Raw genomic sequence first — 5,586 nt, 5'->3', positions numbered from 1 at the left:
ACGCACTGATCAATGCTTCAGCAAAGGATTTTGAGGGGTCACCGCCCGATAGATCAAGAAAGGCCTGCTGTTCGAGCTTCCCGGTACGTGCAAGGCGATGCACGCTGAACTGAAACGGGATCTGCTGGTAAGGGCGCGTGCCTTTCCAGATCGGTACTGCGAACTGGATAGTCTCGAAGTCCATGAAAAACGCGGGCAGCTTGTGCTGTGCCAGTTCCTGCAACGCACTGTTCTTGTCAAAGTACGTCTGCCCCGTGAGCGTGACCGCCTTCACGCGCCTCTGCTTCTCGTTGAGCAACGCATCGGGCACATCGCGCAGTTCGCACACACCATGGGCCTCGACATGTGCTTTCAGTCCTTTGCTCTGTGCCCCGGGCAGCCAATGCAAGGGCTGCTCTGCTTGAGGCTCCTGGCTTTGGCAATTGGAGAAGAAACCACACTCATAGGGAGCGCTGCACTGTTCGCCCGTTGAGACGCGAGGCTCCTTCTTCTTGGCAACGATCCCGTGGGACTCTTCGATCCAACTGCGAACCTCCGTCCCGCGAGAAAACGCTTCAGCGGTCAGATCCTTCTCGACCAACAGCCCGCTATAGTTACCACCGCCTGGATAGACCCATGAACTGTCGATATGGGCCAGCGCAATCTCAACGAGAGGAGCGCCGGAGGAACGAGCCAGGAAGGCTTGCACGGCAGCATCGTCCCGGTGGTAATCCTTGACAGAGGTGGACGACTTCACTTCCACCATGCGCCAGGCCCTTTTGCCGCCTCGCTTGACAGGCAGCATCACGTCGGCAAAGGCCAGTGCCCCTTCGGCACGGAACCCAGCCTCAAAGATCGGCTGGTTCGCTTGCAGGAGAGCCTGCGTCCGCGCAAAGGCTGCCTCAAAGCCTCCCACTTTGAAATCGATCAGCGCGCCTTTGCCCTTGGGGTCATAGACCTGCCTGGCGATGTCGCCAACTTGGTGACCCACCGTGAAGCTGGCCTGGGTGGCCGAGGAGTCTTCTCGCAGGTCCGGGCGATGCACCTCCAGCCACAGCCGCTTGGGGCACTGCCGAAACGCCAGCAGCTTCGATTTGGAAAGCACACGCAAGGCCGACTCCCTCTTGTTTGAAATAAATTCTCCCATGGGTTTGTGCTCACAAAAACCCGATGGCGCGATTCGTGCCATGTTTCACCGCACATTCAGCTTCGAGGGCCGAAACGAGGGCTGTAGCAGATGCAATGGGCCGGAACCGGTGCTGGCGCACCACGGCTGCAAAATCGCCCGGCGTCAGCGAAACCAGTCGCGAAACCCTTGCCTGCTCCTCTGGCAGCGGTTGCTGCAGTCCGAGTCCTTCGCAGTGACGCGACAGCAGCTTCCACGCCTGGTCGGGGCGCAGAAAGTCGAACTTCACCTTGAGGTCAAACCGGCGCAGGGCCGCCTGGTCCAGCCCTTCCATCAGGTTGGTCGAGGCCACAAACACCCCCGAGAAGGATTCCATCTGGGTCAGCATTTCGTTGACCTCGCTCACTTCCCAGTTGTGCTGGGCACCCCGTCGGTCCTGCAGAAAGCTGTCCACCTCATCGATCAGGAGGACCGCTCCATCGTTTTGCGCTTCTCGGAAGGCTTTAGCGATGTTCTTTTCGCTCTCACCCAGCCACTTGGATTTCAGATCGGAAGCGCGTTTGACGAGCAGAGGAACGCCGAGCTGCTGAGCGAGCCAGCGTCCGTAGGCAGTCTTGCCGGTGCCAGGCGGCCCGTACAGACAAAGCCTGCCAGAGCGCGCAGTCACAAGGCCTGAGGCTACGGCCGCCAGATCTACATCCGCATGGATAAAACCTGGGTCGTACAACTCCGGCAATCTGTTTGGATCGTGCGAGAGCAGCGGACCATGCCCCTGGGCTTCCAGGGTGCTGGAGATCAAACGCTCCAACGCAGCGGTTGTCTTTTGAGGACCGAGGTCGTCCCGGATCAGGCGGATGACTGAACTCGCCTTTGCGACCACCGCAGGAGCAAGGGCTTCGGCCTCTGCGATGCGGGAAATCCGGTTGGCATCAAGCAGCTCACCGCAGCTGCTTTGCAGAATCCGCTCGCGCTGCGTCTTCGGCGGGATGGGCAACTCAAACACCATGTCAAAGCGGCGAATGAAGGCGGGATCGAGACCTCGCATGGAGTTGGACATCCACAGCGTGGGCACCGGGTTCTCCTCCAGCATCCGGTTGATCCAGGCCTTGCGCAACTGGGCGGTGCTCTTGCTGCCGAAGAAACTGTTCCCATCGTTGAAAACGTCCTCCACCTCGTCAAAAGCGATCAGTGCCTGCTGCTGAGAGAAGAAGCTCTGGGCTGCACGAAAGGCTCGAAGGCGGTGTTCTCCATTGATCGGGTCACCGTCTGCGTCTTCGCTGGCGACTTCGAACAGCTCGTACCCCATCTCCTTGGCCAAGGCTCGCGCCAGCTGGCTCTTGCCCGTTCCCGGTGCGCCGTGCAGGAAGATGTTCACGCCACGCCGACCAGTGGCCATGGCATTGCGCAGATAGGGACACAGAATCTCCAAGGAGGGCTGGATGTGGCTGTAGTCGGCCAAGCTCAGTTGAGCGGGGCCTGCCGCAGACACGGTGCCGCGCAGCAGGCTGATAGGGTCGGCTTTGGAGGCGGCCATCAGGTCAGCAAACCCTTCAGAAAGCAGATCCAGCTTGTAGCGCAGTGCGCCACGCCCCCTTCGGTCCATCATGACCAACCCCGACCTGGCAAGAATGCCTGTGGCACTCAGCGAGGCGCGAATTTCTGGCTCGGGCAGATCAAGGATGATGGACAAGGCATGAATGATCTTGACGGAAGACAGATCGCCCAGCCATTCAGACGCGTCATCAAGGAGACGCTCGTTATGAATGGACACCGTGAACTCCAACACCTTGCAATCGATCATGCTCAACCCCACCAGGTTGGATAACTGATCAATGTTCTGGCTCAGAAAGGTTGACTGGCGCTCCCCATACCACTGCCCCTCCGCCTTCTGGTGCAATTGACGCAGTTCGGACTGCACGGTCTTTTGGTCGAAGTCGCGTGTTTCGGAATCGATCCAGTGACCGAGTCCGATCACTTCGGCGAGGGTATCGTTGTTGAACCCGTGTGGGTGCACAAACTGGCGGTACCCCCCCAGTGGAACCAGAACGCGAAGCAGCCAGAGGCGAATGATCGGTTCAATGCTGCCTGGGTTGTATGAGATTGCCGCTCTACGTTTTGCCATGATGGTGGTCTCTCCTTATCGATGAGATCCATCATCCGGGTGGCTGCGACGTAATGTGTCGCATGCAGTGTGGGTGGAATAGCTGGGGACGCGTGCGTAGACTGCGCCCCCCAGAACCTGAAACAACCAGGTCGTCAGCTCGTTACGGGCGGCGCCAGCGCACTCCACAGCGACGCCTCACTGGGGTGACCGGCTTCCACTGCGTCTATGAAATGGGGCGTGCACCTCAGCCAATCGCTGAGCTCAAGTCCTCTGTTTGCGGGCAACTGGGGCGCCTCCAAAATTCCCAGGACATGGAGCCTGTGAGGGGACATGTGGCCCCGGATTTCGTCAGGGGCTACAGCCAAGACTTCAGCCAGGACCGACCAGGCATGGTCTTCGGAGCGCAAGGCAATGGTGGGTGGGATAAACCGGGTGAAGCCGTAGGCCCAGAGCAGCCATTCGCGTTCAGCGGGCGTGAGGTTCAAGAGACGCGCCAACGTCTGAAAATTGGACTCCAAGACCGAGGGGCCGGGTGGCGCGGAAGGCTCCAGCGCAGCCAGGCGTGCCGCCAGCTCTGTGGGCGGCATGGGTTCCTGGAGAGGCTCGCCGGTGGGGCGGCCGTTTTCATCATGAAGTAGGAATGGCGGAACATAGCCTGTAAACAGCGGGGCCTTCCCATATCCGAGCTCTCGCCAGCACATATGCTCGATATCCCGGGCCGCATGGGCCAGTTCTGCGCCGTCTAGCCAACGGGGAAGCAGGCTTCCGACACGGAGCAGGAGTCGCCCCATATGGCTATGCCTGAAGGCCTTGTTAGCAGAAATACGAATTCCCAATCGATCAGCATGTGCTGTTGATGGTCCACAAACTGAAAGCTCGTAGTGGATGTGTGCACCACTCCTTATCGCGTATTTCCGTGGACAACTGCGGCGAATATAACTCCAGGGAACACTCGGTATTGGTCCCCGTCCTTTCCCCAGCCGTACGAGGTCTGCATCTCTGCCGGTGGGGTGTGATAAGCGAGGAAGTCTGCATTCGTCAGCTTCTTTACGCTTTCCGCAACAGTCGGCAATGACGCAGCTTCTTCTTGGCGAGCTAACTCTACTTCCCGCTTACTCGTGACTTTTCTACTCACCCGGATGACTAGGAGTCCAACTGAGACGGGGGAGTCGTAGAAGCCCTTCTTTGACCTCATATGTACAAGCGCTTGCTTTGCTTGCGAACTCACTGTGTTCCATTGCGCAGAGAGGCCGGACTTTGAACTTGGATTGCCAATCGTAGCAATTGGGCATCTCTTTAATTCAAGTGCTATGTGCCTCGCTCCAAAAGTCGCAAGGAAGTCAATGCGCCCGCTTTCTGACGGGGTCCTCTCGTTGTCACCCTCCCGGCTTGATGGGGACCTGCTTATCGGATGTTCTGGTCTAGAGACTGGGCAAACTCTAGAGAGTCCAACGGCAAACAGCCCGGAAACCTGACGCTCATTTGCCAGCAGTGGAGGCCAGCAGCGTGTATTTGCATCCTGCTCAACATCATGTCGGTACGACATGTGTTCACTCAGGAAATAGCGGTAGTTCTCGCTGACCACCTCAACCAGCAACCTCTCAAGAAATAGTTGAACGTTTCCGAGTTCGTGGTTGGTGGCTCTCTTGAGAGCGACTTCGCTGAGGACAGTGAGCATCTGATGTAAAGCAAGGGAATGAGAAAGAAGGGCTACTTGCACCCGTTCTCCGTACGTGCGATGTATTGTGAACTGTCCCCAACAGTTGGACGGTAGTTTGGCCACCAATCAAGCGACGGTTTTCATCATGGGGCAGGAGGGGGTTTCGCCGCGATCTCGGGTACCATGGTCAGCGGTATTTGAGCCTAATCCCCCGCAGACGATCTTCTTCTTGGTTCAAGGATGGGGGAGTCAGGGGGCCTATGTTGAGTGCCAGGCGTTATAAGCAAAAAAGCGGCATGTATCTATGCAAAAACGAACTCTTGCATTTCAGTTCACCTCCGATGCTGAGAGCGACATCACAGTCTTCATCAATGTCGAAGGCGTTTCTGGTTCTGAGCTGTGCTCTGGCATGGAAGCCATCGGGGAAAGTAGCTGTCTAGTAGTTGCGAGAGCCGCCGCAATCGTCACCGACGTCTCCAGCTCAATGTCTTGGTCTGCTAGCGCCGGATGCGAAAAGCACACCTTCTCCTTCCCAAAAAACTTCAAAGCAGCTTCACCACTTTCGGCTGGAGAGCTTGTTGCCACTTTCGAGCCAGGCAAACCGTTGCCTGTGAGTTTTCAATGGCAGTCTGCAAATGACTTGGGAAGAACTCAATATGAATGCCGTTTTATCGAGGTCGGTCTCGATGTCTTTCGCTTAGTCAGCCTTCCAGACGG

At 57.6% G+C, this 5,586-nt stretch carries 4 protein-coding genes; 1 reads left to right on the top strand and 3 read right to left on the bottom strand.

Features of this window, described 5'->3' with window-relative positions:
* The 3 genes from ISS20_RS23180 to ISS20_RS23170 form a co-directional block, all read right to left on the bottom strand.
* The coding region (locus ISS20_RS23180) for a DUF2779 domain-containing protein (protein WP_291439955.1) at positions 1-1,126 on the bottom strand (1,126 nt) is incomplete at its 3' end.
* 10 nt (positions 1,127-1,136) lie between these two features.
* A complete protein-coding gene (locus tag ISS20_RS23175) occupies positions 1,137-3,227 on the bottom strand; it encodes an AAA family ATPase (RefSeq protein ID WP_291439953.1) in 2,091 nt (696 codons plus the stop codon).
* An 883-nt stretch (positions 3,228-4,110) separates the two neighbouring features.
* Positions 4,111-4,929, bottom strand: coding sequence for a hypothetical protein (locus ISS20_RS23170; RefSeq protein ID WP_291439951.1), 819 nt, complete (start codon positions 4,927-4,929; stop codon positions 4,111-4,113).
* Between the two features lie 244 nt (positions 4,930-5,173).
* Between ISS20_RS23170 and ISS20_RS23165 the strand changes: the two genes are divergently transcribed.
* A partial coding sequence (locus ISS20_RS23165) for a hypothetical protein (protein WP_291439949.1) occupies positions 5,174-5,586 on the top strand: 413 nt, incomplete at its 3' end.

Source organism: Acidovorax sp. (assembly GCF_016783915.1).
Lineage (GTDB): Bacteria > Pseudomonadota > Gammaproteobacteria > Burkholderiales > Burkholderiaceae_C > Acidovorax.
This window is presented reverse-complemented; position numbering and strand designations above follow the sequence as displayed.